Genomic DNA, 23,773 nt, shown 5'->3' with positions numbered 1-23,773 from the left:
TAGAAACGTATCTCTTGGGACGTACTAGAAAAAACTCAGTACGTATCGTTAACGAAGTAAAACACGTAAACGGCGTGCTGTATGATATTACATCTATGCCGCCAGAAACGATTGAGTGGAATATTTGAATGGGAATCTATAAAAGATTCTCTTTTTTTATTGTTTAACTTCATGGTATAATGTGAGTAATGAAGGTAAATTAAACCAATTTCTGAAAAAATGTAATACACCTTAACTAATATAAATAAACGTATGTAATAGCTATCGCCCATGTAGAGAACGTGGGGCCCAACTTTAGTGGGATACGGTCGGTGGTGCCGCTTGAGTCACCGTCAAGAGATTTCCAAGCTAGCGTGCAGGACGCCTGTTTGTCGGCATAATGCCACGCGAATCGTAAGTAGGCAAACTACACGCGTAGAAGCTTAAGTATTGGAGTTTCTGGACGCGGGTTCGACTCCCGCCGTCTCCATAATTGAAATTCATATGATTTCACTGAACGTCAAAATCCCTGATATATAAGGGTTTTGGCGTTTTTTTATTGTAAAATAATCTTCATTTTAATAACTGAGAGGAAACAATAAGAACGAGTATAATTTTTGGTTTAACTTTTGGCTGAGTATGTTTTCTTTTTAAATACAAGAAATTATTGTATTATCATTTTAAATGAAAATATTCCCATTTTTATGTATAGGTAGATTTTGTATTTTGTTAACTTTATTAACAATGAGTATGTTGATCTACTGAAACAGAAAATTAATCAAAGTGAATGTTTATAAGGGAAATATAAATTAAATACATTTGTATATTTATTATAGAAATGAGTGAACTTATGATAATTTATGAAGCTCAAATTTCAGAATTTCTCGATGATGTTTCGAACGAGGTAATTGTTGATCGATTATATAATGTATACCAAGAAAAAATTGGTCGCACATCCAAGAGCGAAATTCGTTCATGGGATCATTCCTTGCAACGAATGTCGAATGTATTACGTGATCGTGATATTCCAAAAGATGCAAAAGCGGCAATTGAGTTTAAGATTCCTAATACGGGAAAACGTGTTGATTTTATTATTGCTGGGAATGATGGTAAAACGGATCATGCAGTTATTGTTGAATTGAAGCAATGGGAGACTGTTGAAAAAAATAACCGTTTGGATGCAGTAGTGGTTGAGACCTATTTAGGCGGTACAAAACATCTGACAACCCATCCTTCCTATCAGGCTTGGAGTTATGCATCTTTAATAGAAGACTTCAATGAAGAAGTTCGAACTGCACCGATTCATTTACACCCATGTGCATATCTTCATAATTACTTTATTTTAGAGAACGATCCTATATTAGATGAACATTATGCAGAGCACATTGAAAAAGCACCTATTTTTAGAAAAGGTGAAATGGAACAGCTTCGTCAATTCATTAAAAAATACATTAAATATGGCGACAAAAATGATATTATCGCTAGAATTGAAAATGGCCGTATTAAGCCATCTAAATCTCTTCAAGATAGTATGGCTGCGATGCTACAAGGCAATCCTGAGTTTATTATGATAGATGATCAAAAGGTTGTGTATGAAAGAATACTAGACTATGTAACAGGCTGTATTTCAGAGAATAAAAAAGGTGTTTTCATTGTAAAAGGTGGTCCTGGTACAGGCAAATCGGTACTCGCAATCAATTTGTTAGTCCAGTTAATTCAGAATGATTATTTTGCGATGTATGTAACGAAAAATAGTGCACCGCGTGATGTATATGCAACAAAGCTTAAAGGTACGATGAAGAAAAAAAGCATCGATAACTTATTTAAAGGTTCAGGGAGCTTCCATGCTGCAGATAAAAATGAATTTGATGTATTAATTGTAGATGAGGCACACCGATTAAACGAAAAGTCTGGATTGTTTAATAATCTTGGTGAGAATCAAGTAAAAGAGCTAATTAATAGTGCAAAGTTTAGTGTATTTTTCATTGATGAGGCACAACGAGTAACGTTAAAGGATATTGGTAGTGTTGATTTCATCAAAAAGTATGCTAGTGAATTAGATGTGAATGTATTCGAGGGAGAGCTAGCATCACAATTTAGATGTGACGGTTCAGATGGTTATATTGCTTGGTTAGATGATGTACTTGGAATTCGCGAAACGGCAAATAACAATGATTTAGGAATGGAATACGATATTAGAATTTTTGATTCGCCAAATGAACTACGAAAAATAATTAAAGAAAAAAATGCTATTAACAATAAGGCACGTATTGTTGCAGGTTATTGTTGGGAATGGATTTCAGAAGGAAAAAATAATCGTGATGTACATGATATTAATATTGAAGAACACGATTTTTCTATCAGCTGGAATTTAGGGAATGATATATGGGCAATAGCAGAGGAATCTGTTGACGAAGCTGGTTGTATTCATACTTGTCAAGGTCTAGAATTCGACTTTGTTGGTGTAATAATTGGAGATGATTTACGATTTGAGAATGGTAAGGTAGTTACCGATTATACGAAACGTGCTAAAACAGACCAGTCTATTAAAGGTATTAAAAAGTGGATGAAAGAAGATCCTGTAGCAGCTACAAAAGCTGTAGATGCTATTATCCGGAACACTTATCGTACTTTGATGACAAGAGGGCAGAAAGGTTGCTATGTGTACTGTACAGATAATGAATTAGCTAAATATTTTAAATCACGACTTAGAAAAGTATATAAGGAGCGAGCAGAAACTAAGAACTTATTAATTGCAGAGCATTCGGAAGAATATAAATTTAAATAAGTAAGTAAGATTCCTTTCTCCATATAGTAAAATGAAATGACTAAAAAAATGCTATAAATGTTGATATTAAATTAACCCATATTTTAATACTTGATTGTGACGCAAATCACAGCAGATGATAAAAATTATTTTCTATAATATTCATATCCAAACTAAAGGAGCTGTTAATTATGCAAAAACTACAAATCGCGAGCGTTTTAGCGGAACAAGCTAAAAAGATGGGGAAAGTTTTAGAACATGAACAATTTGATTTATTGAACGTACAGCTACGTGCAGGAGAGGAAATTCCAGCTCACAGTATCAACAATACATCGATTATCATCGTACGTAAAGGGGATGTCGTCTTCAACGTAGAAGGTGAGGACGTGTCTCTTACAGCCGAGGATGTTCTGTTATTTGACCCTAATGAAAAGCATAGCTTAAAAGCGATAACTGAAGTCGATATACTCATTGTAAAATTAAAATAATGAAAAGAGGCTGCTCCTTAATGGGTAGCCTCTTACTTTGGAAGATGAAGGTGAAAGACCATTATCTTTAAATAGAAATGAACAATATTTTTATATAATTTAGTTGCGCTTAAGCTAGCGTAACTTTTTTATTTTGAAATAATAAAATCTCCATGTCTCTTAATTTTGAAAAAAAGGATATATAGAAAATAAAAAGTATAAAAAATTAAAGAGGTGGAGCACATGGCAATTATTCGTGTTGAAAAAAATGAAAATTACGTGGTGTTAGATCGAGGTTTACTAAATGATGCTCGATTGAGTTGGAAGGCAAAAGGAATTCTTGCCTATATGCTGTCCATGCCGGATGATTGGGTGTTTTATGTGGAGGAATTGATGAAACATGGAGCAGACGGGGAAAAATCATTCCGTTCTGGATTTAACGAGCTAAAAAAATTTGGTTATCTTGAACGATTCCCAGTCTATGAAAATCATCAAATCGTGAAATGGGAGACAATTGTCTATGAAGTACCCCAAAATTTACTTGCACAAAACGTCCAAGAAGGTAACTCAAATCCACCTTCAATAAATCAAAAAAAAGAAGCGCTACTAAATACTGATTTTAAACTAAATACTGAATTACTAAATACTGATATAAAAGATATTGTCTAGTTTGCCGTTTAGTCTTTGAATGTAGTGGAGATAGCGCTGTATTTTAAACATGTCTTCACACCAAGACCGGGTGCAAATTCTACTAAGTAATCGTTAGTTGTAATTGTTGTAGCATTTTTTTGTTAAATAAATACCACTGGGTGTCTTACTTTTTACCAAGACTTGCAGGTAGCCAATGTCTAGGAAATTTTAAGTATACGTTTTAGCTGAACAAGTTAAAAAATGCGAGTAATGTTTGAGCATGACCAATAGCTATGTGCAGGATAGGAGATTCAATCCCATAGCGATAACAATAAGCGATGGGATTTATGTAAAAGAGATAGAGCAATTGAATCACATGGTTGAGATTGAAGACTTCAACAATTTAATCATATGGGGAGTTTCTAGGAATGAAACAAGTCTGTTTGCTATTCTAATAGCTTATTTTGTAACTAATGTAATGGTTGATCGCCCTCGAGAACATTACAGAATAAAACGAGTCATTGTTTCATATACATACCTAGGAATTAAAACCACTACTCCTTGAATTGCTACCGAGACCTCAATCGGTAGTTTTTTACGTTTTAAATTAATAACTACTTATTTCCAATAAAATACATAATTATGTAAATGTATTAACAATTTACCAAATATCCATTTACAACCAAATACCTATTGTTAAAATTACTGGGATAGGAAATTTTTCTATGAATTTGAAAGTTCAATATAAAGGAGATTGTAAAGTGAAGATTTTTGGTAAGATGCTCGTCTCTTTTGGCATTGTGATAGTGTTGTTTGTAGCCTTGAATATTTACAACATTACGCAATCGAGCAAATTGAAAAGTAACGGAGATACCCTTAATTCTGAAGGTGTAGAGCCTTCTATTGAATTAACAGACATTGCGAATCTAACTGAAAATACACGCGTACAAATGCTGTCTGCACTAACGTTCAAAAATATTGATGCGACAGCTGCTGCATTAAAGAACTTAGATGAGATACAAACGAAAGTTTCAAAATTAAACGAAATAATCTTATCCTCTGATGTTGATAAGGCGATTGCCCATTTCAATGAGAAATGGCTACTATTTGATGAACGTGTTCGAAAAAATGAGCAATTAATGAAAGCTGGAGAATGGGAAGAAGCAGCAAAAGGATTAAAGCTTGGTGGCACTTTATTTAATGATGCGATGGAAGCTTTTGATGCCCTTGAAACAGCCCAAATTAAAGAAATTCATACCATCGTTGAGAATAATGAAAAGGTATATTCTGAAATTTTATTCGTATCAAATAGTTTAATTGTTATTACTACCATTATCGCGATTGCCATTGCTTATTTCTTTAGTCGTCAAATTGTCCAACGTCTTTCCCTTGTTGCGAATCGTGCAAAAGTAATTGCTGAAGGCGACTTATCGATGACACATATTGAAACAAAAGGAAAAGATGAAATTAATACCTTAGCTAAAAACTTAAATCATATGCAAGATGCGTTAATTGCCATCGTATCAGAAGCGCGGGATACAAGTCAGCAAGTGGCTGCTAGTGCAGAACAACTATCTGCAACAACAGAAGAAAACATGGCTGCCGCTGATTCCATTGCGAATATTTCACACTCGCATGTGGATAGTGCGAATACACAGCTTGAAAAATTAACTCAAATTACCACATCTATAACGGATATGGATTCAGCTGTACAATCAATTGCTCAAAATGGTGTGGAGATGGACACATTATCACGTTCAACATTTGAAAAGACTCAATATGGCTCACTTGTGGTGAATGCCATCAATGAACAAATTGAGTCAATTTCAACATCTTCTAAAGAGACAGAAACTGCTGTTAATACTTTACATGATAAATCACAAGAAATTGGTAATATCATTAGCATGATTACTCAAATTGCTGATCAAACCAATTTACTTGCATTAAACGCAGCCATTGAAGCTGCTCGTGCAGGAGATGCAGGTAAAGGCTTTGCTGTTGTAGCAGAGGAAGTAAGAAAACTAGCCGAACAATCTCGTATTTCTGCAGATCAAATATTTAATATGATTAGTGATATTCAACAAGACATTCAAGATGTTATTGAATCAATCCATGCAGAATCTGAATGTGTAAAAACGGGATTAATAAAATCCAATGAAGTAAATATGGTGTTTAGTGAAATTGAAGAGATGGTAGGTTCTGTTACTACAAATGCAGAGTCATTGAATGAGTCCATTAAATCCATAGCAAGCATTAGCCATAGTATTTTACAAAATACGCAAGAAGTTCATACACTGGCCAATGAAACTTTAAAAGATGCAAAGTCTAGCAATGAAGCTTCGGAAATGCAACTAAGCGCAATTGAAGAAATTACAGCCGCAAGTGTATCCTTAGCAAATCTGTCAGAACAGCTACAATCTGTCATTTTACATTTTAAAATTGCAAAATAACAAACAACCGTACATAGGGGGGAGTATCCCAAATGTACGGTTTTGTTATCTCTAAAAATGACTTCTGATTAACCTGAAGTCACTACTTCCTATGACTTTTTTCAATTAATTTATAAGTAAGAAATTTTGTAAATGAGGCGGAGAATAGATGAATGAATTTGTTGCTAATCGTCAGTTGTGGCGGAAGTGGTTTGTGGTTCTATTTATCAGTATCGTTTGTGTTAGTTCATTTATGGGCAATGCGTCGGCAAATATTTCTCAGGAGAATTTAAAAAATGTAAAGACATATGTTGAAGAGCAATTTGAACAGGCTGGAATTGTTGGTGGTTCCTATGCAATTGTTGCAAACGGTGAAGTGATTGATGCGAGCGGGATAGGATACAGTGATAGTAAAGCTCAAAAAAAAGGCAACTGCTGAAACAATTTATGCCATTGCATCTGTCACGAAATCCTTTACGGCAACAGCGATTTTAAAATTACAAGAAGAAGGAAAATTGAGTTTACAAGACCCTGTACAAAAGTATTTACCATGGTTCACATATAAGGATAAAGAGAAATCAAAAGAGGTAACAATCGAACATTTATTAACCCATTCTGCTGGTGTGGATCGTTTCAAAGCAGATGGGGTGATTTTTGAAGATGAGAAGAAGTATCGTAATTCATTAGAAGATTCCATTAGAGCGTTAAGTACCGTTGAAATGACATCAAATCCCGGTGAAAAAGGTCAATACTGTAATACTTGCTATAACATCTTGGGCTTAATAATCGAGAAAGTATCCGGTATGACTTATTACGATTATATGAAAACGAATGTATTCCAACCATTAGATTTGGAGAGTACGAGTTTTGGGCATGAACTAAAATCTTCTCAAGACATCGCAAAAGAATATAGCTGGTTTTTTGGTTTTCGTAATACGAGATTATTAAATTACGAAGCATTTGGAACGAGTCAGGATCCAGAAGGTGGCATTTATACAAATAGTGTAGACCTTGCCAAATATGTAGCAGCTACGTTAGGTGATTCGTCATTACTAAGTGAAGACACTTTAAAAATGTCCTTCAAAGGTGTTGTTTCAACGGATGAAGAAGGTTGGGAATATAGTTTAGGTGGATTTGAAGTAGGTACACTTGAAAATCGAACACTTCTTTATAAAGGTGGAGATGGCATCGGGTCGTCTAGTGCAATTATGATGCTTCCAGAAGAAAATATCGGTGTTGTTTTGATAATGGGTGAGTCGAATTCAGAACCGAAAAAGCCAATCGCCATGGGAATGCTTCAAATCTTAATGGGGAATGAACCGGTAGAAGAAGCGTTTGCACCACCTTTATTTAAAGTAGCAGGTTTAGTAATGTTATTCATCCTATTAGGCAGTATCATAGTGTCAGCATTAACACTAAGAACTGTCATGAAAAAAAGAGCCATCAAATATCGCTGGCTACGTATTTTCTATAGTGTCATATGTTTACTACTTTTCGTATTCGTCGGGTTTTTATTATTGAACGTAAGACCAACTCAAATTGGTTTCTACGGGTATCCTTATGACCTTGCCATTGGTTTAATTAGCCTTGAAATACTATTATTATTGATTGTGATTTGCAACGGTTATTTATTCTTTAGAAAAAAGTGAGTGGCTAGAATTCATTTCAGGTCACTTTTTATTAAAATATTAGAATTTTCAATATTATACAAATTTTGGGTTTCTGTTTAATCTTGAATAGTATATAGTTTAATTAAATACGAAGCTGAGGTGATAATTATGGGACGACTATTAAATAAAGTTGCAGTTATTACAGGTGGAACAGGCGGAATAGGGAAAGTAACAGCAGAAACATTCCTAAAAGAAGGAGCAAAAGTAGTTTTAGTTGATTTGTTCCAAGAGGCACTTGAGCATGCAAAGGCGGATTTATCTGAGTTGGGTGAAGTAATTACAGTTCAAGCTGACGTAACAAAAGAATCGGATGTACAAAATTATGTAAATAAAGCAGTTGAGCAGTTTGGTAGAATTGATGTGTTCTTTAATAATGCAGGTATCGAAGGAAAAGTAGCGCCGATTGTGGAACAAAAGGTGGAAGACTTCGATATGGTGATGAACGTAAATGTTCGCGGAGTATTTTTAGGTTTAAAACATGTTCTTCCAGTGATGATTAAACAAAAATCTGGTAGTGTCATTAACACTTCTTCTGTCGCTGGTTTAGGTGGCTCACCAAATGTCTCTCCATATATTGCTTCTAAACATGCGGTAGTTGGACTAACAAAGACAGCAGCACTAGAAGTAGCAAACTCAAACATTCGCGTGAACTCAATCCATCCATCACCAGTGAATACAAGAATGATGCGTTCCTTAGAGGAAGGGTTAAACGTTACGCAAGAAGCATTGGCTCAAAGTATTCCATTAGGTCGATATGGCGAGCCAAATGACATTGCGAATTTAGTCGTTTTCCTTGCGAGTGATGATAGCGCCTTCATTACCGGCGTGCAATACCGCATTGACGGTGGAATGGGTGCAATATAATAGGTTAAAACAGGTGCCTTAATATTTAAAGGGTAAAAAGAAAGGATAGATAAACAGGTTATACCTGCTTACATCTATCCTTTTTGTACAACATATGACCTCATTTACAACATTAACTACCATAAATACCACACAACAAGTAATTCTTTCACAAGCCCTACTTTTGATTCAAGAAAAGCGCTCAATTGTTGAAGACCATTATTCAACTAAAACCCCGTTAGCATCCTCTTTTTAGATTATTAGATTTGAATAAGCTTTTTGTCTTTTCGGCCGTGCAACACAATGTATAGTGCTAGTGAGAATATTGTAATGAAGCCAAGTGTGATAAATAAGTTACCATAGCCAATTGCAGGCTCAATTGCACCTAAAATCGAAGGACCGAAGCCAAGACCAGCGTCTAATGCGATAAAGAAAGTAGAAGTGGCCAAGCCTGATCGTTCAGGTGGCGTAAGCTTAATCGCAATTGCTTGTGCACCAGATTGTAGGTTACCATAGCCAGCACCGACAATCGCAGCGGCAACCAATAAGAGACCGCCAGTATGTGCCGCACTGACTAAAAATAATCCAAGGGCAAATAAAATAAAGCAAGGAATCATGACAAAGTTTGAACCTTTTGTATCCATGAAACGCCCACTAAATGGTCGTGTTAGTAAAACGGCAATGGCATATACAAGAAAGAAGAAGCTTGCCGCTGTAATTAAATGACGTTCCTCTGCAAAGAATGTAAGGAATGATAATAATGCTGCATAGCCAAATGACATAAAGAAGGTTACGATTGCGATTGCTATTGCATTTGGTTCGATATAGTTTTTAAAACTGAATGATTGTTTTGTTTGTTCTTTTCCTTTTGCCACTGGTTTTACGGCTGATGGTTTTAGTGTAAAGCTAATAATAAGAGCTAATGCTGCTAAAATAACGCAAATAAAGAAAATCATATTGTAAGAAACAAAACGTGCTAAGAAAATACCTAGGAAAGGTCCAATGGCAGTACCTAGTGTTGTACTCATACTGAAGTAGCCAATCCCTTCACCTTTACGACTCATTGGAACGATTTGAGCAACCAATGTCCCCGTTGCAGTTGAAGTGATCCCTGCAGCCATCCCGTTTATTAAACGGCTAATTAGCAAAAATGTAATGCCTGCATGTACAAAATAAAGGCCAGTCGTACAAGTAAAGGCGATTAACCCTAGAACTACGATTTTTTTAACCCCAAATGTGCTGATATAACGGCCAGTAAATAAACGACCGATTAATGTCCCAACAATATAAATACCCGTTGCTAAACCTGCTTGACTAGCTGTTGCATGGTATTCATTGACTGCAAATGATGAGGTTGTCACCATTAATAAATAGAATATTAGTAGGACGATGAAGTTTGTAATGGATACCATGATGAAATCCTTCGTCCATAGCTTTTCATTTGTGTTACTCATTAATATAATCCAGCTTTCTTATTTAAATTTGTGTGTATTTGCTCCAGGGTACGAAGCAAATGTATTTGATCCTCCGCAGATATACCCTCTAAAATTTCTTTTTCAAAAGCGTCGATTTCAACGCGTGCCTCTAAATATTTTTCTTTTCCTAAAGGTGTTATGCGTAAATTCTTTCTTCGTTTGTCTCCTGATGAAGTTTCCACTTCGATATAACCTGCATTCGTTAAAACTTTAATGATGCGTGTCATATTTGGTTTTTCAAAAGTTAACCTTTTAGCTAACTCTGCTGCTGTAATATCAGGCTCATGCACAACGGAATACAGCACTGACCATTCCGAACGTTGAATGCCATGATTACGTAAAATTTCACTTAGCTGTGTATCAAATGGACGCAATGTGAAAACAAGATTATGAAACACTTGTTGATGTTGATTCATGGTTAACCTCTTCCTATTAATAGTTATAAATGATAATTATATTTGATAACTATAATAGTATAGAACTGTGAAAGTTGTATGTCAAACATAAAATAAAGATTGCGAAGATAAAATTTAAGATTACAAACACTTATGGCAAGTGTTCTTTTGAATAAGGGTGTTTAACGGAAAAAAACGCTATCCTTATTCAAGGAAAGCGCCTGATTGTTAAAGATTGATTATTTTTTATGGTGTTCTCTATACTTCATTCTTCAAATACTGATCTTTTATATTTTTTTTATCCTCATACATACGTGAATCGCAAGTATGATAGAGATGCTCATAATTTATACCATCCTCTTCAACAAAAGCAATGCCGATACTTGGTATAACTTTAATTTCTATGCCGTCTCGCTTATACAAGTTCTTTTGAAATACATTCCGCACCTCATTGATTTTCTTTATAAACTTTTCCTTTGATTCTATTTGCTCAAAAAACATAATAAATTCATCGCCACCTAAACGTGCTATTATGTTTGGATTTGGTAAATTTTTATGCCAACAATTTGCTGTGAATATTAGTACATTATCTCCTGTTAGATGGCCGTATTCATCATTGATTTCTTTAAAAAAGTTTAAATCACAAATCATTAATGCAGCATCTTTTTTGGGGGACTGTGCCAACTTTTGTTTTACTACTTCCTCAAAATAAGTTCGATTATATAGTCCTGTCAGTACGTCGTGATGTGCTAAATATTCATATTGTTTAGATTGTTGAAGTAAACTTTCTTCATACTATATCGATTCTGTAATGTCATGTAATATGAACATTTTACCAATTGGCTTATTATTACTTCCATTTACAAATGAAAAATGAACATTATAATACGTTGCTCTTAATTGCATGGATTGAGTTGTTAAGTTATTGATTTCTGACGTACGTTCAATAAATTGTACTAGCGGTGGAAAATGTGATAGTACTTCTGCTGCCGAGTTGCCAATCAACTTTTTATTAGGTAAATATCCAAATAATTTTATGGCAGACTTATTATAGATTTTTAAATTATTATCTATATCAAAAATAATTACAGCATCCTTTATGGATTCAAAAACTTTTTTCATAGCTAGAGGAGATAATTTTAGCAGATTAAATCGGTAAATTCCCCATAAGTAAAATAAAGATGAAAATACAAGCCCAAAAGGAGATATATCAATCGGTACTTTTATAGCACCTATTGAATGGATAAATGGAAAACCAAATACAAATAAAGAGCCAATCATCATGAGGGCTACTTGTTTTTTTCTCTCTCTATTTGATTTAAGATATAAGTGGATTAATAAACCTATACCAATTAAATAGTAACTATAGACGTAGACAATATGTAAGTAAAACAGAGGGCCTCTATCTAAAACAATGAGTGGAAATCCTTGAGAAAAGTCTAAAGCTGTACTTTTGTAAAATAAATGGTGCCATTCATTTGTAAAATGGGCACTTAACGTATAAATTGGACCGATTGATAATAAAGCGATTGTTCTTTTTGTTAAAAATCTTTGGTTACCTGTGAATTGTAATGTCATAATTACCCAAATAATCGGCGCAAAAGGAATTCCAATATACTGAATGTGTATCCAAAACATCATTTGGTCGATTGTCGTACTTAAAAGTTGAAAAGCATATCCAAATGTGTAAAAAAAAGCTGATAATACACCCAAGCCATAACTAATCGTAATAGGAGTTTCTCTATTTTGCCAAGCATAATTAAGTAATATCATATAGCAAAAAATAAAAAGAATTAAAATGGATGAAAGTATAAAGTTGTAGCTCAATGTGCATTCCTCCGATAGTATCTACCAGTAAATACTAATTCATATAATAGATTGTAAAATAATGTAATCGGAAAATCCATTTTTTAATTATGTGTCTTCGTATATTATCATGTGGTTTTTGATTTACAGTATTATTTCCATAATGTTTGATAGGGAAATAATCACTAGTGTACATCTACCTACTCTCACTGCTTTTTCCTTACAAATTGGTGAAAATCTTACTTTTTATTATCGAATTAAAAAGTTCGGGACAAAAGTTGCTTTTCAAATTTATTTAGAAATATTAGTAATGATTATACGCTGTTTAGAAAAAAGTTGATTGGAATGGAGTGTGGCTGAGTGTAGTTGAGGCCATGCCCGCGGAAAGCGTCCACACGGAATGGAAATCAACGTCCTTCATGTCAAGCTAATTTTTTTCAATAAAAGAGCCCGAAAATAAAGGGCGCATCCTTATTCAAGAATAGCGCCTAATTTTAGAATATCATTAAACTTAAAATAAAAAGGCTTTTTATCCCTTTTCTAAAAGTGGAATAAATCTTTTATGGTTATAAATACTTTGAGATTCTGCAACAGTTTGTGACAGTACATCATCAATTGAATTTAGTAATGTTTCTAATGCACGTTTAGCTAATCCATTTTCAAACTCTTCTAATTCTACAGGCAATTCGTCTTCATCCAAAATAAAATACTCTCCATTTGGTAGTACTAGTACATCAATAATTAAATCTTCAAATGAGACTATACTCTCTAGAAATTTTGTGTTCTTTACAATGTTAAAATACGAAGCTAAATAATTTCCCTCCTTATCTCTCCAAAAATATAAATTATATGGACGATCTAACCAATAATAAGCAATTGTATAACTCCCTAATGGAATTGTTATATGTAAATCGTTAACCTTCATTGTAAAAGGTTCTTTTATAAGATGGAACAAAACGATACAGTGATTTTGAGAACTTAATAATCTACATTTATATTCTACAATTTTAGAATCATACCTTATTTTTCTCTCGGTAATTTCCTTCCATTTACTATTTAAATTAATCAAATCTAACCGTTCCTTTCAAAGATATCTATTATGCCTATCATTTTATCATTTAAAGAATTATCTCAGTCTTAACATATATATCCAATAACTTTTCTAGGAAAGACTTGTATTTAATCTTACATAGTAAGAGGGCATTTTATTTATGAAAAAAAGCTCCCAATGAAAATTGGAAGCTACGATAATACTCTCTCACTATTCACAATAATAGACGTCTCTTTTTTTCCATAGAAAACCTTCGTTAAAACAAGAGTCGTAATCATAAATAACCCAATCACAATCAAATTCAACAAACCGATATCCCCGTCAAATTTCAAAATTGCAATATCACTACTTCCGACAAGGTGGGATGTCGAGAAGTTATAAATTAAATGAGCGAAAATACACGGAAGCAACGAACCGCTTTTTAAATAAACATTCAAAAATACACAACTCATCAACATTAGCACCACAATACTAATTGGATCTAACCCTTTGAAAATGTGGAAAATCATAAAGAGAAAACTCGTCATGAAGTACAACTTCTTCTTGGAAAGGAATTTTAAGTTTGCCACAAAATATCCTCGAAACAATACTTCCTCATAAAATGCAGCAACAAACCAAGACGCAAATACCATGAACAATAAAAGATAAAAACTCGGTTCAATAAATACTCCCATATTCCACTTTGCTGATACAACCCCTAAATTAGATGCCACCATGCTCACGATAAAGACAATGAATACTGTACATACAATCGAACAAATTGAAAATAACAAATCGTTTCTTTTAAATTGGAAGCCAAGTGAACGAATTTGTTTACCATCTACCAATTTATAAAATAGTACAGTTGCAAGTGCAGTGGTACCGCTCACGATGATGCCGACTAAGGAAAACATTTTTAAATCCGGGGTTGTAATATATTGAAATAAATCGAGGGGAAAAAGCAACAAGTAATTCAATAAAAAATTAACGACACAAATGCTCAGTATACGCATTAAACCAACTTTCATTTTCATCCATCCTTTATCCATTTGTTAGTTCTCAGTTTAAAGATGAAAAGTCAGAGTAATAAGTGCCGTCAGGATAAAGGGAAGTCATATTTTTATGTATTTTTTTCCAAAAGTCACTTTAACATATGACTTTTTTTGTGTAGATTGAAGATAGATTATTTGAAAGAAGTGAAAGAATGCAGGTTGCTTTAGATAAGAGAAACTGGAATTGGTTAGATACGTTTTTATTTTTCATGCGAACGTTATGGATTTACTATAATGCCAGTTATGTAATCGAAAACACGGCCAATTATCAAAATAAATGGCTAATCTTTCTTTGGTTTATGGCGATTTATTTAGTTCCATTGCTATTTTATCGCCCAAAATACATGAAACTTATAAGCTTTTACATAGCAGAAACCCTTATTACGGCGAGTATGTTTTTTTATATGATGATTCAATTTCAAATGGCGGGCGTCTATGATTTCTTATATTTGCCTCTCATTATGATTGGCTACGTTTGCCAAGTTCGTCCCTATCTATGGATTGGGATGATTACGAGTGTTATGGTCTTTTTGACTGGAACAGCGTTGGGCGATCAATTCACCGAGCATTTTATTTCAGCATTTATCAATACCGCACTTTTTTATATGATTGGGTTCAGTCTAGGACGAATTACAGTTATTAACAACAAAAATAAAGAGTTAATACAATCGATTCAAGAAAAAAATAAAGCGTTAGAACAATATTCTAGGAGAATAGAAGAGCTGACGATTATGGAAGAAAGAAATCGGGTGTCACAAGACCTTCATGATACAGTGGGGCATATTTTCACTTCCGTTATCACCAGTTTAGATGCTTTGCCGTTTGTCATGAGAGCAAACCAGCAAGTAGCTGAGGAACATATAAAAGAAATAGCCGACCTTGCAAGAAATGGTTTGAATGATGTACGAAAAACAATTCATCAAATCTCACCAACCGAAAGTCACTTACCCTTATCTCAAACTTTCCAAGAAGTAGTAACAGAGTTTATGAAACATACGGGGACAACTGTAGATTTTAAAATTGAAGGTAATGAAAGAGAAATCGGAGAAAGAATTAAGTTTGCCTATACTCGCTGTTTACAAGAAGGGTTAACGAATGCCATTAAACATGGGAGGGCAACTCAAATCAACGTAAGGTTATATTTTAAAGAAGAGTCTCTATTAATGGAAATAAAAGATAATGGAATCGGTTTTGAATCTATCAGTCTAGGGTTTGGTTTACAAGGAATGAAGGACCGAATGACTGCATTAAATGGTATGGTGAACATTAATTCAAAACCGAATGAAGGTACAGAACTACGCTGTTCAATCCCTCTAGCAAAGGAAGTCATGTTGAATGATTAAGACAATCATCGTTGAAGACCAAGAATTAATAAGAAAAAGTTTGAAAATCGTTTTGGAAAGCATGTCGGAAATTCGTATTATCGGAATGGCTTCAAATGGAGAAGAAGCGATTCAACTTTGTGAACGTGAAAAACCAGACATTGTATTAATGGATATTCAAATGCCGGTCATGGATGGAGTAAAAGCTACAGAAATCATTAAGACCCAAATGCCAGAAACCAAAGTGATCATCTTAACCACTTTCCAAGATATTACTTATGTAATGAATGCATTAAATGCGGGGGCTGAAGGATATATTTTAAAAGCGGTTGATCCGCAGTTTTTAGTGGATGGCATTAAGATGGTGTATCATGGCGGTTCATTAATTCCACAGGAGCTTGCGAAAGAGGTGTTCCAATCCATCCATAGTAGTCCGGTAGAACAGGATTCAACGGTTAGTTCGAATCCTTATGAACTTAGTCAACAAGAATTAAAGGTTTTAAAATATTTAGCACAAGGGCTCTCCAATAAGGCGATTTCAGAAAGAATGTTTTTATCATTAGGTACTGTTAAAAATTATATTTCTAATATTTATTCCAAGTTGAATGTGAAAAATCGTTCAGCAGCAATAACGAAAGCCATTGAAGAAAGTATTATTAAAGAAAAATAAATACTGGGGTGGATCAAATGAAGACAATTCAAAGGATGTATGACCATTTACATTGGGCAAATGAACGTATTCTAGAAGCATTGAAAAGTAGCGAAAATGAAGAAGCGATTCGTTTGTTTTCCCATATATTATTTGCTGAAAAAGTTTGGTTTACTAGATTACAAGGGTTGGATAGTTCACATTTGCCGATTTGGTCGGATATTGATTTAGACAGTTGCGCGGAATTAATAAAAGAAAATCAAAAAACCATTACGAAATTTCTTCAAAGTGCAGACCGTGATAGTATTATTTCCTACAAAAATAGTAAAGGTATCGAGTTCAAAAATTCAGTACGCGATGTTTTAACCCATGTTGCTTTACATGGTCAGTATCATCGAGGGCAAATTAACACTCGACTTCGCATAAGTGGATTTGAACCAGTGAATGTTGACTATATTACATTTGTGAGATAATTATTGGAGGTTCTTACATGAAACCACGTATTTCCGTACTAACTTTAGGTGTAGATGATTTAGAAAAGTCGGTAGCATTTTATCGAGATGGGCTTGGACTACAAACAGAAGGAATCATCGGGCAGGAATTTGAGCATGGTGCTGTTGCCTTTTTTGATCTTCAATCAGGAGTAAAACTCGCCCTTTGGAAACGGGCAGATATTGCACATGACACGGGACTGTATGTGACACCAAAAAGCCCTACTGAATTTACAATCGGTCATAATGTAGGAAGTAAAGAAGAAGTTGATAGCGTATTAGAGCAGGCAGAGAAGGCTGGTGCCACGATTACAGTGCGCGGACATGAGACGTTCTGGGGCGGATATTCAGGCTATTTCCAAGACCCAGACGGCCATCTGTGGGAAGTCGTGTGGAATCCAGCTTGGGGAATAACGGAATAACTTGAGGAAAAGAGTTTGGAACAAAAAATGGTTTTTCATATTTATTTAGAAATATTAGTGATGAAAATCTGCTTTTTAGAAAAGTTGATTGAAATGGAGTGTGGCTGACTCCTGCGGGAATCGCATGAGCCGAAAATCCATTTTTGCCGGCCATAGACGGCGAAAATTAGTTGAGGCCATGCCCGCGGAAAGCGTCCACACGGAATGGAAATCAACGTCCTTCATAACAAAAATAAACGCCATTTTTCAAGTTAGAAAAAATGGTGTCTTTTTAGTTTTGTCCCAACCTCTTTTACTTTTTCCCTTCGCTGTATTGATTAAATTGGGGGATAAATTAATGAATAAACTAACATCTCCTTTGGGGATTACGATTTTAATAGCTTTATTAATAGGATTATTTAACTTTACAAACTTTGCAGAGACGGTAAATTATTTTGGATTGGCGTTCTGCCTTTTATTTTTTACATTGTTCATTCATGAGCTAGGACATGCGTTATTTGGGATATGGTCTGGCTATCGATTTAATTACTTAACAGTTGGTCCTATAACAATCGAAAAGATGGAACGTTTACGATTAAAAATTAACAATAGTTGGTTTTTAGTAGGTGGGATAGCGAATTGTTCCCCTTTATCCAACGATTTAACAACGATTGCGAAACAACATAAACGGTTTGCTGCGGGTGGACCTATCTTTTCTTTTATTGCAGCAATCATTAGTTTAATAGCAGGGAGTTTATTGAATATAAACTGGGTTACATATTTTGGAATATTTAATTTGTTTATTTTTATCGTAACGATTTTGCCTTATAAAGGAACGCTAAAATCGGATGGACGAGTGTTACTTGAGTTATCGAAAAAGGGGAAAGAGCAGGAAGAGTTTTTAATTTCTTTATTATTGTTCAAAGAAATGAACTCGCCAATTCATCCAACAAAGTGGTCAATTGATTTAATAGAGCGAGCCAAAACAATGCAACCAACTGTGGATAATGTGATGGTATGTTATATTCTTTTTTACTACACACTTATTCAAGAAGACTATGAAAATGCTTCTAGATTACTTGAACCCTTTAAGCAAATACCTGTTACGAAGGAAAATAAAATGGCTTTACAATTTATTAATCAAATCAAACAGGTCGATCTTATTGTAGGAGGAAATTTTGATAAAGCAACAATCCATCATTTACATCAACAATTAAGTCCAATTGATCCGTTTAGTTATAAAAGAAGCCAAGCGATACTTGCTAAATTAGAAGGAAATGATAAGTTAGTGTTGCAAAAAATAGGTGAAGTCGAAAAAGAAATCAAGAAGGGCAAACATCTTTTTGGATTCTACGCTGCAGAAGAACAACTAACTCAATTATTAAAATCGAAATTAATGACGCTTACATGAACTGTAGGCGTTTTTTTTAATAAATCCTCGATGAATCTCCATCATATAAATTTATATTCTTTCCATGTTTACTGCAAAAAATCTTTCACAATTGGATATTTGTTACTTTAAATGTATAGATTGCAAGAAAAATTTAATAGTTCTTTTTACTTATATTCGTGTCAGGAAGAAAGAAATGTGACAATAGTTTAGAAATGATAAAAGGTATATTTATTATCCAATTTTTGTGCGATATTATGTATTTGTAATAAGTAGTACTAAAGTTTAACTAGTTGAGGGGATGTGTATGAAGGAGTTCGATAAAGACCAACTCTTTGGTCAATATGTCGTGTTTGCGATAGAGAAACAATTATGTGCCCTTTCAATAAAGGAAGTTGTAGAAATTATTCGGATTCAGCCCATTACAGAAGTTGTAAACGATCGGGATTACATTAATGGTGTGATTAATTTAAGAGGTAGTATTATACCGGTTGTTCAGTTGCGTATGCGCTATAAATTACCTATAGTACCATTCAACAAAAAAACACGTATTATCATTATTCGAAATGAGGATGAAGGCATAGGTCTAATTGTAGATGAAGTATTAATGGTCACTCATATTGAAGACGAACAGTTGGAACCGCCATTAGAAATGTTTAACACTATCGAAAAAGATTGCTTCAAAGGATTTGCAAAAGTAAATGACCAATTAGTTGGCATATTGAATTTACAAAAAGTGCTCTATCCTGAGGAGGTAAAGGAGGGATAAAACCATGGAGATGGATATGTCCGTCTATCTAGGTGCCTTTTTAGATGAAGTAGATGAACAGCTTCAAATCTTGGAAGAGGAAGTCCTAGTATTAGAGCAAGATGGTGAAAACCAAGAAACAATCCAAAAAATCTTCCGTGCTGCTCACACATTAAAAGGGTCTTCTGCTGCAATGGGAATGACTACGATGAAAGAGTTAACCCATAAAGTAGAAAATGTGTTTGATGCAATCCGAAATCAACAATTAAAAGTAAATACCCAAATTATTAATCTTATTTTTGATTCAATCGATACAATCAAATTATTTAAAGAAGCGATTTTAGAAGGCACTGTTGATTCTGTAGATGTTTCACAGCTGATTGAAAAGTTAGAAGCGTGTAAAAATAGTGCCACTGTGGGTGAGCCAACAGCAAAAACGGATGTGAAACAAGAAGAAAAGAAATCATCCGATGAGATTATTTTCCCGGAAGTTATTTTTGATGAATACCAAAAGGATATGGTAGAAAAAGCATTTGAAATGAAGATGAACGTTATTGCGGTTTATGTCGCATTAAATCCAAATGCAATGTTGAAATCTGTCCGTGCCTTTTTAATTAATAATAATTTAAAAGAAATTGGGGAAATCCTTGCATCGTTCCCGTCAACAGAAGTGATTGAGGATGAAGAAAAGTTTGAAGGCAGTTTAGTATACATAGTTGTAACCGATTCCAAAAATCACGAAGTACTGTCCACAATTAATAGTATTTCAGATATTAAGAGTGTTCACTTAAGTGAAATCAAGCCTGAAAACTTAGAGAGTTTTACAAAAGGGAAAAAGGTAGGCATTGTTGAGCAAAAGCCACCTCAAGCTCCACCACCTGCACCTAAAAAAGATGCAAAACTAAAAGTACAACAAACAGTACGGGTTGATGTAGAGCGTTTAGAATATTTACTTAATCTTGTAGGGGAATTAGTGATTAGTCAAACCCGCCTAAAAGATGTTGGAAATCGCTTATCAGAACGTTATCCAAATGAATCGATAATAGAAGACTTCCATGAAGTAGACAATCAGCTAGGACAAATTGTCAGCGAACTACATGAAGGAATGATGAAAACGAGAATGTTGCCGATTGAACAGTTGTTTAATCGTTTCCCTCGTATGGTTCGTGACCTTGCTCAAACAGCAGGGAAGGAAGTTAATTTTATTATTGAAGGTAAAGAAACCGAATTAGATCGCAACTTAATCGATGAGATTGGCGATCCAATCATTCATCTTTTACGAAATGCACTGGACCATGGAATTGAAACTCCTGCAGAACGTGAGAAGAAGGGGAAATCTCCACAAGGTACCGTGATTTTAAAAGCTGCTCATAAAGAAAATCATATTGTCATTACAATTTCCGATGATGGTAATGGGATTGATACGGAAAAGTTAAAACAATCCGCCATCAAAAAACAACAGATTACACCGGCTGAAGCGGAACGAATGTCTGAAAAGGATATTCTATTCCTTATTTTTAAATCGGGCGTATCAACAGCAGCAAAGGTAACTGAAATCTCTGGTCGTGGTGTGGGAATGGATATTGTGCGTACCCATATCGAAAAGCTAAATGGGCTTATTGATATTGAAACAAAACAAGGTGAAGGAACAACATTCACCATTAAATTGCCGTTAACGTTGGCCATTATCCGTTCGTTGCTTGTGAAATTGGGTGATAAACAATTCGCCGTTCCACTTGTAAACGTTCAAGAGATTATAAGACTAGGAAAACATGAAATTAAAACAATTCAAAACCAAGAAGTAGGAATCGTTCGAGATCAAGTACTTCCATTAGTACGATTACATAAACGTTTTAATGCTTCAGAAGATCAAATCAATAAAAGCAAACGACTTTTAGTAGTAATTGTCGGATTAGCAGAAAAACGAATTGGACTTGTAATTGATCAAACCCTTGGAAATCAAGAGATCGTTATCAAACCCCTTGGCAAATATATGGGCTCACCAAAATATATTGCTGGTGCAACGATTATGGGCGATGGGAAAGTAGCTTTAATACTTGATGTTGCTTCGATTGTCCTTGAGGAAGGCGTAAAAGATTCCATTCCGTACAATCAAAGTCTAGCTACGAATCAACATGAAAAAGTAATTGGTGTGACTTCATTCTATTTAGGTGAAGAAGAGTACGGCATTGAAATCGACAAAGTAAAAGATATCATTACGGTACCTTCGATTTCACCAATTATTAATTCGCCGTATTCCATTATTGGTATGAGTAATTTTAGAGGAAAGCTTATTTCAGTGATGGACTTACGAAAACGACTTGGGCTACCAATACAACCACTCACAAGAAAGTCGCGAATTATCATCGTCGAAATTAATAACGAGTTACTTGGATTATTAGTTGACCGAGTAACACAAGTATTAAAGGTCGATGAGAACAAGATGGAAGAAGCACCAAATTACGAAAGTTTAGTTGAACAAGAATATATTCAAGGCATGTACCATTTCGATGATCGCCTGATGATTCTATTAAATATCAATCGAATCATTGAAATTGATACGTTACTTCAATTAAATCAGAAAATCAATTCTGAACAGGAGGCAGTAAGATGACTTGGCTCAATAATATAAAAATCTCCAATAAGTTAAAAATGTTAAGTGGTTTAACCATCGTTTTCCTATTAATTGTAGGCATATTTGGCATGTTCTATATGGAAAAAATGTCTGACCAAACGACTGACATATATGAAAATGAATTACTACCAATCAAATGGTTGAATGATATTCGTGCACAAAGCCGTGCAAACGAAGCGCTTGTAAAAGAAATTATATTAACAAAAGATGAAATGGAAAGAGCTAACTTAATTAATCAAGTGAAGGAACGTGCTCAACATATCCAAGAATATTTTGCGATGTACAAAGAAGTAAAGTTAACGGATTATGAAAAAGAACGTATTGGAACGATTGGCGATGCTATTACAGAAATCGGTACAAAACGTGAACAGTTATACAAAATTGTAGAAACAGGGACAAGTGAAGATGCCTTTGCTTATTACAAAGCTAATTTAGAAACACCTCTTGCAACTTTAAATACAACGTTACAAGATGTTGCAGAATATTTATCAGATCGTGCAGATGAAACATTAGAATTAACAATTAGCGAGAAAAATTTTGCAAGAACAGTGATGATTACTGTTATGGTGCTAGCTAGTATTATTTTCATCGTATTAAGTACAGTAATCTCGAAAGCAATTGTAAACCCACTAAAAGATGTAGTGGATGTGATGAAAGAAGCAGAAAAAGGCGACTTAACGGTTCGTGTCAACTATGAGTCGAATGATGAAATTGGAAAAATGGTCTCTTCATTTAACCAATTGACTGAAGCAACACGTACTGCAATGGAAAAAGTAATACACTCAGCGAATGAATTAGCAGCATGTTCTCAACAAATTTCTGCAAGTACAGAAGAAATTGCTTCTGGTAGCCAACAACAATCTCATGATGCGGGTGCTTCTGCTGCAATGATGAGAGAAATGACAAACGTTGTGGAAGATGTGGCACAAAATGCTGAACAGGCTGCAGAATTAGCAGAAAATACAATGACTGAAGCGAAACAAGGTGGCATCGTCATCAATGACGCAATCCAAGGTATGAGAGCAATTCGTGATAGCATTTATGAGTTATCGAATAAGTCTGAGCAAATTGGTGAAATTGTTGAAGTAATTGACGATATTGCAGAACAAACAAATTTACTTGCATTGAATGCTGCAATTGAAGCAGCACGAGCTGGAGAAGCTGGAAAAGGATTTGCGGTTGTAGCAGATGAAGTACGCAAATTAGCAGAACGTAGCTCGAAAGCAACAAAGGAAATTTCAGAGCTAGTTAATATTATTCAAGAAAATACAAAAGAATCTGTGCACACGGTTGAAGTGGGTAGTGAAAAAGCAGAAAAAGTCGAAAGTACATTTAATGATATCTTACAACTAGTAGGAGATTCTTCTGCTAAAGTGACAGAAATTGCAGCAGCTAATGAACAACAAACGGCTCAAGCAGAAGAAGTTCAACAAGCTGTAACGAGCATTGCCGCAGTAACTGAAGAAATTAGTGCTGGCCTTGAAGAAACAGCAGCAACAGCCGAAACACTAGCTGAAATGGCCGAAGCATTAAACCAACTAACAGCACAATTTAAAATTAAATAAATAAAATATCATTTATGAGATGTCTAATA

Annotated in this window: 20 protein-coding genes, 1 other RNA gene and 1 pseudogene; 16 read left to right on the top strand and 6 right to left on the bottom strand. The window is 34.5% G+C overall.

Features of this window, described 5'->3' with window-relative positions:
* Window positions 1-16: 16 nt before the first annotated feature.
* The 8 genes from ssrA to NKR20_RS13820 all read left to right on the top strand — a co-directional run bounded on the left by ssrA (window position 17) and on the right by NKR20_RS13820 (window position 8,806).
* Window positions 17-472: a transfer-messenger RNA gene (gene ssrA / locus NKR20_RS13855) on the top strand.
* A 357-nt stretch (window positions 473-829) separates the two neighbouring features.
* Window positions 830-2,767 (top strand): DUF2075 domain-containing protein, encoded by a 1,938-nt coding sequence (locus NKR20_RS13850; protein WP_253427067.1) that lies wholly within the window; start codon window positions 830-832, stop codon window positions 2,765-2,767.
* Window positions 2,768-2,937: 170 nt separating this feature from the next.
* Window positions 2,938-3,234, top strand: coding sequence for a cupin domain-containing protein (locus NKR20_RS13845; protein ID WP_253427066.1), 297 nt, complete (start codon window positions 2,938-2,940; stop codon window positions 3,232-3,234).
* Between the two features lie 222 nt (window positions 3,235-3,456).
* On the top strand, window positions 3,457-3,882 hold the full coding sequence (locus NKR20_RS13840) for a helix-turn-helix domain-containing protein (protein WP_253427065.1): 426 nt from the start codon (window positions 3,457-3,459) through the stop codon (window positions 3,880-3,882).
* Between the two features lie 686 nt (window positions 3,883-4,568).
* Window positions 4,569-6,293, top strand: a complete 1,725-nt coding sequence (locus NKR20_RS13835; protein WP_253427064.1) for a methyl-accepting chemotaxis protein — start codon at window positions 4,569-4,571, stop codon at window positions 6,291-6,293.
* A gap of 148 nt (window positions 6,294-6,441) precedes the next feature.
* On the top strand, window positions 6,442-6,711 hold the full coding sequence (locus NKR20_RS13830) for a hypothetical protein (RefSeq protein ID WP_253427063.1): 270 nt from the start codon (window positions 6,442-6,444) through the stop codon (window positions 6,709-6,711).
* On the top strand, window positions 6,677-7,921 hold the full coding sequence (locus tag NKR20_RS13825; protein ID WP_253427062.1) for a serine hydrolase domain-containing protein: 1,245 nt from the start codon (window positions 6,677-6,679) through the stop codon (window positions 7,919-7,921). Before NKR20_RS13830 ends, NKR20_RS13825 begins: the two co-directional genes overlap by 35 nt.
* Window positions 7,922-8,050: 129 nt before the next feature.
* On the top strand, window positions 8,051-8,806 hold the full coding sequence (locus NKR20_RS13820; RefSeq protein WP_253427061.1) for an SDR family NAD(P)-dependent oxidoreductase: 756 nt from the start codon (window positions 8,051-8,053) through the stop codon (window positions 8,804-8,806).
* A gap of 239 nt (window positions 8,807-9,045) precedes the next feature.
* Here the strand turns inward: NKR20_RS13820 and NKR20_RS13815 are convergent, their stop codons facing one another.
* From NKR20_RS13815 to NKR20_RS13790, 6 genes and pseudogenes are all read right to left on the bottom strand, one after another.
* Window positions 9,046-10,239 carry an MFS transporter gene (locus tag NKR20_RS13815; protein ID WP_253427060.1) on the bottom strand — a complete coding sequence of 398 codons (1,194 nt, stop codon included), beginning with the start codon at window positions 10,237-10,239 and terminating at the stop codon, window positions 9,046-9,048.
* Window positions 10,239-10,676: a MarR family winged helix-turn-helix transcriptional regulator gene (locus NKR20_RS13810; RefSeq protein ID WP_253427059.1), complete on the bottom strand. Its 438-nt coding sequence runs from the start codon at window positions 10,674-10,676 to the stop codon at window positions 10,239-10,241. The genes NKR20_RS13815 and NKR20_RS13810 overlap by 1 nt, the downstream gene beginning before the upstream one ends.
* Window positions 10,677-10,913: 237 nt before the next feature.
* Window positions 10,914-11,402: pseudogene (locus NKR20_RS13805) on the bottom strand (GGDEF domain-containing protein); the annotation flags it as partial.
* Between the two features lie 48 nt (window positions 11,403-11,450).
* Window positions 11,451-12,482 (bottom strand): histidine kinase N-terminal 7TM domain-containing protein, encoded by a 1,032-nt coding sequence (locus tag NKR20_RS13800; protein ID WP_253427058.1) that lies wholly within the window; start codon window positions 12,480-12,482, stop codon window positions 11,451-11,453.
* A gap of 508 nt (window positions 12,483-12,990) precedes the next feature.
* Window positions 12,991-13,530 carry a ribonuclease FAU-1 family protein gene (locus NKR20_RS13795; protein ID WP_253427057.1) on the bottom strand — a complete coding sequence of 180 codons (540 nt, stop codon included), beginning with the start codon at window positions 13,528-13,530 and terminating at the stop codon, window positions 12,991-12,993.
* Window positions 13,531-13,703: 173 nt separating this feature from the next.
* On the bottom strand, window positions 13,704-14,519 hold the full coding sequence (locus NKR20_RS13790) for a CPBP family intramembrane glutamic endopeptidase (RefSeq protein ID WP_253427056.1): 816 nt from the start codon (window positions 14,517-14,519) through the stop codon (window positions 13,704-13,706).
* A gap of 176 nt (window positions 14,520-14,695) precedes the next feature.
* Between NKR20_RS13790 and NKR20_RS13785 the strand changes: the two genes are divergently transcribed.
* The 8 genes from NKR20_RS13785 to NKR20_RS13750 all read left to right on the top strand — a co-directional run bounded on the left by NKR20_RS13785 (window position 14,696) and on the right by NKR20_RS13750 (window position 23,744).
* Window positions 14,696-15,886, top strand: coding sequence for a sensor histidine kinase (locus NKR20_RS13785; RefSeq protein ID WP_253427055.1), 1,191 nt, complete (start codon window positions 14,696-14,698; stop codon window positions 15,884-15,886).
* Window positions 15,879-16,535 carry a response regulator transcription factor gene (locus NKR20_RS13780; RefSeq protein ID WP_121214450.1) on the top strand — a complete coding sequence of 219 codons (657 nt, stop codon included), beginning with the start codon at window positions 15,879-15,881 and terminating at the stop codon, window positions 16,533-16,535. Before NKR20_RS13785 ends, NKR20_RS13780 begins: the two co-directional genes overlap by 8 nt.
* A gap of 17 nt (window positions 16,536-16,552) precedes the next feature.
* Complete coding sequence (locus NKR20_RS13775; RefSeq protein ID WP_121214451.1) at window positions 16,553-16,987, top strand: DinB family protein; 435 nt, start codon at window positions 16,553-16,555, stop codon at window positions 16,985-16,987.
* A 17-nt stretch (window positions 16,988-17,004) separates the two neighbouring features.
* Complete coding sequence (locus NKR20_RS13770) at window positions 17,005-17,427, top strand: VOC family protein (protein ID WP_253427054.1); 423 nt, start codon at window positions 17,005-17,007, stop codon at window positions 17,425-17,427.
* A gap of 337 nt (window positions 17,428-17,764) precedes the next feature.
* Window positions 17,765-18,817: a site-2 protease family protein gene (locus NKR20_RS13765; RefSeq protein WP_253427053.1), complete on the top strand. Its 1,053-nt coding sequence runs from the start codon at window positions 17,765-17,767 to the stop codon at window positions 18,815-18,817.
* A 286-nt stretch (window positions 18,818-19,103) separates the two neighbouring features.
* A complete protein-coding gene (locus tag NKR20_RS13760; RefSeq protein ID WP_121214454.1) occupies window positions 19,104-19,565 on the top strand; it encodes a chemotaxis protein CheW in 462 nt (153 codons plus the stop codon).
* A gap of 4 nt (window positions 19,566-19,569) precedes the next feature.
* A complete protein-coding gene (locus NKR20_RS13755) occupies window positions 19,570-22,158 on the top strand; it encodes a chemotaxis protein CheA (RefSeq protein WP_253427052.1) in 2,589 nt (862 codons plus the stop codon).
* A complete protein-coding gene (locus NKR20_RS13750) occupies window positions 22,155-23,744 on the top strand; it encodes a methyl-accepting chemotaxis protein (RefSeq protein WP_121214456.1) in 1,590 nt (529 codons plus the stop codon). The genes NKR20_RS13755 and NKR20_RS13750 overlap by 4 nt, the downstream gene beginning before the upstream one ends.
* The last annotated feature ends 29 nt before the right edge of the window (window positions 23,745-23,773 follow it).

The sequence above is a fragment of the Ureibacillus endophyticus genome, from assembly GCF_024159215.1.
Lineage (GTDB): Bacteria > Bacillota > Bacilli > Bacillales_A > Planococcaceae > Ureibacillus > Ureibacillus endophyticus.
This window is presented reverse-complemented; position numbering and strand designations above follow the sequence as displayed.

Coding starts and splice junctions, on each gene's coding strand:
- NKR20_RS13850 (WP_253427067.1), top strand. CDS start 830: ATGATAATTTATGAAGCTCAAATTTCAGAATTTCTCGATGATGTTTCG.
- NKR20_RS13845 (WP_253427066.1), top strand. CDS start 2,938: ATGCAAAAACTACAAATCGCGAGCGTTTTAGCGGAACAAGCTAAAAAG.
- NKR20_RS13840 (WP_253427065.1), top strand. CDS start 3,457: ATGGCAATTATTCGTGTTGAAAAAAATGAAAATTACGTGGTGTTAGAT.
- NKR20_RS13835 (WP_253427064.1), top strand. CDS start 4,569: ATGAATTTGAAAGTTCAATATAAAGGAGATTGTAAAGTGAAGATTTTT.
- NKR20_RS13830 (WP_253427063.1), top strand. CDS start 6,442: ATGAATGAATTTGTTGCTAATCGTCAGTTGTGGCGGAAGTGGTTTGTG.
- NKR20_RS13820 (WP_253427061.1), top strand. CDS start 8,051: ATGGGACGACTATTAAATAAAGTTGCAGTTATTACAGGTGGAACAGGC.
- NKR20_RS13815 (WP_253427060.1), bottom strand. CDS start 10,239: ATGAGTAACACAAATGAAAAGCTATGGACGAAGGATTTCATCATGGTA.
- NKR20_RS13810 (WP_253427059.1), bottom strand. CDS start 10,676: ATGAATCAACATCAACAAGTGTTTCATAATCTTGTTTTCACATTGCGT.
- NKR20_RS13790 (WP_253427056.1), bottom strand. CDS start 14,519: ATGAAAGTTGGTTTAATGCGTATACTGAGCATTTGTGTCGTTAATTTT.
- NKR20_RS13785 (WP_253427055.1), top strand. CDS start 14,696: ATGCAGGTTGCTTTAGATAAGAGAAACTGGAATTGGTTAGATACGTTT.
- NKR20_RS13780 (WP_121214450.1), top strand. CDS start 15,879: ATGATTAAGACAATCATCGTTGAAGACCAAGAATTAATAAGAAAAAGT.
- NKR20_RS13775 (WP_121214451.1), top strand. CDS start 16,553: ATGAAGACAATTCAAAGGATGTATGACCATTTACATTGGGCAAATGAA.
- NKR20_RS13770 (WP_253427054.1), top strand. CDS start 17,005: ATGAAACCACGTATTTCCGTACTAACTTTAGGTGTAGATGATTTAGAA.
- NKR20_RS13765 (WP_253427053.1), top strand. CDS start 17,765: ATGAATAAACTAACATCTCCTTTGGGGATTACGATTTTAATAGCTTTA.
- NKR20_RS13760 (WP_121214454.1), top strand. CDS start 19,104: ATGAAGGAGTTCGATAAAGACCAACTCTTTGGTCAATATGTCGTGTTT.
- NKR20_RS13755 (WP_253427052.1), top strand. CDS start 19,570: ATGGAGATGGATATGTCCGTCTATCTAGGTGCCTTTTTAGATGAAGTA.
- NKR20_RS13750 (WP_121214456.1), top strand. CDS start 22,155: ATGACTTGGCTCAATAATATAAAAATCTCCAATAAGTTAAAAATGTTA.